Consider the following 1,969-nt stretch of genomic DNA (forward strand, 5'->3'; position numbering starts at 1 on the left):
AAGAGACACCTCCTGGGCGGCCCTCGCCAGCACCGCCCCGAATTCGTTCTTCGGCGTCTGGCGTTGGACGGTGTGGGTGATGTTCGGCGTGGCAATCCGGTTGTCGCGGTCCATGGGCAGTCTCCTGCGTCGAGTCGCGGGAGGCCCTTTTCAGCCGGCGTGCCAGTTCGAAACCCCAGCAATCCCAGGCACATGCCCCCTGCCCGGAGCCGGAGCGCGCTCCACGGAACGGGAGGCGGGTCCGTCCAGCGAGACGGGGCCCGGGCGGACGGAAACTTGCCTCTTCGCCCCCGTGCCTCAGAGTTGTCGCACCCTGTCGCACGCAGAGGAGAGGGAACGATGATGACTCCCGCTGGCGGTCCCCGAACGGTCGAGCGTTACCACCCGCGCGTCGAGGCCGACATCCCCGTGAAGGTGCTGCTGTCCGGACGCACGGTGACGGTCCGCGCCCGAGACGTGTCCATGGCGGGCCTCTTCCTCCAGGCGCACCCGCCGGACACCACGCGGCGGCTCACCATCGCCGTGCCGCTGCCCGGGGACCGCGAAGTCGTGGTCGAGTGCGAAATCCGCCGCCGCGAGGTGGATGGCGTGGCGCTGGAGTTCGGCGAGCTGGACTGGGACGACCTCATCGCCCTGGCGCGCTTCCTCCACCCGCGCCTGCCCTGAGGGGCGCTCAGGCGGGCTCGCCGCTCTTCGCCCGCGCCGCGCGCAGCCGCTCCACCAGCGCCATCAGCTCCGCGCCGCGGAAGGGCTTGTGGATGTAGCCATCCGCGCCCGCCGCCGTCGCGCTCTCCATGTCGGACTTCTTCGCCTTGGCGGTGAGCATGTAGAGCGGCACCCCGGCCGTCGCCGGGTCGCTCTTGAGGATGCGGCACACGGAGATGCCGTCGAGCTGCGGCAGGACGACGTCCATCAGGATGAGGTGGAACGTCTCGCTCTTCGCCAGCTTCAGCCCTTCCAGCCCGTTGGCCGCGCACACCACGTCCACGGTGCCGTCGCTCAACATCGAGCGCACCAGCTCCCGGATGACCGGTTCATCCTCGACGAGCAGGATGTGGAAGGGTGCCTGGGAATTGCCAGCCATGGTTCTCCGGACGCGACTCTAGGCCACTGCGGTACGGCTCGCGGGACGGCACCACCCCGGATACCCCGTGCCACCCGCGGCGCGCGGTATAGCCCCGAGAGCACCCCACGCAATAGGGTGGTTACGACGATTGTCGGATGTGCCCCGCACCGCCTGTACGTAAGCCGGACATCGGGCGGTTGCCCCACTTCCCACGTCGTGTCCCGACGCACGCCCGGCTGCTCGGGAATTAGCCAGACTCACAGGCCCATGAAGCAGTCATCGCACCCAGCCGTCAATACGACGGGGGACCCGGGTCGTTATGATGGGTCTGAAATGGCTGCGAACCAGGAATGTCCCGAGTGCCAGGGGAAGGTGGCTGCGACCGACTTCCAGTGCGGCCATTGCGGACTGCTGCTGGACCCGGAGCAGGCCAGCGGGGAGTACGTCGTCAAGGAGCCGACCATCGTCCGGGCGATGCTGTCGCCGCCGCAGCGCACGCGCACGCTGGAGGTGCCGCTCCCCCCCGCGGCGCGGCCCACGCCGCATGACCTGGCCACCGCGCGCTTCACGGTGCCCATGGACGCGCACACGGTGCCGCACCTCCGGGCCGGGCTGGACGTCGCGCTGCAGCCGCTCCACCCCTTCGAGGCGCACATCGCGTCCTTCATCGACGGCGTGCAGCCCGTGCCGGACCTCGCGCGCGCCGCGCGGCTGCCGGAAATCGAGGTGAAGGTCGTCCTCAAGGGCCTGCTGGAGCGGGGGCTGGTGGAGCTGCACCGCGTGCCCGGCGCGCCCGCCCTGCGCACGCCCACCGGGGAGATGCCCGTCCTCGACGGCAACGACTTCCTCGTGCCGGAGCCCATGGCGCTCGGTGACGAGGAGCCTCCGCCCCCGCCCCGGCCC

The 1,969-nt window shown here is 70.4% G+C and carries 2 protein-coding genes and 1 pseudogene; 2 read left to right on the forward strand and 1 reads right to left on the reverse strand.

The window, feature by feature from the left end:
* The first annotated feature begins 339 nt into the window (after positions 1-339).
* Positions 340-666: a PilZ domain-containing protein gene (locus HG543_RS53335; RefSeq protein WP_169352631.1), complete on the forward strand. Its 327-nt coding sequence runs from the start codon at positions 340-342 to the stop codon at positions 664-666.
* 7 nt (positions 667-673) lie between these two features.
* Here HG543_RS53335 and HG543_RS53340 read toward each other — a convergent pair whose 3' ends face one another.
* Entirely contained in the window at positions 674-1,084 is a 411-nt protein-coding gene (locus HG543_RS53340) for a response regulator (RefSeq protein WP_169352632.1), read from the reverse strand.
* A 315-nt stretch (positions 1,085-1,399) separates the two neighbouring features.
* Here HG543_RS53340 and HG543_RS53345 point away from each other — a divergent pair.
* A pseudogene (locus HG543_RS53345) lies at positions 1,400-1,969 on the forward strand (tetratricopeptide repeat protein); the annotation flags it as partial.

It is taken from the genome of Pyxidicoccus fallax (assembly GCF_012933655.1).
Classification (GTDB): domain Bacteria; phylum Myxococcota; class Myxococcia; order Myxococcales; family Myxococcaceae; genus Myxococcus; species Myxococcus fallax.

Bases quoted from the DNA above. Each gene is read 5' to 3' on its own strand.
- HG543_RS53335 (WP_169352631.1), top strand. From the start codon at position 340: ATGATGACTCCCGCTGGCGGTCCCCGAACGGTCGAGCGTTACCACCCG.
- HG543_RS53340 (WP_169352632.1), bottom strand. From the start codon at position 1,084: ATGGCTGGCAATTCCCAGGCACCCTTCCACATCCTGCTCGTCGAGGAT.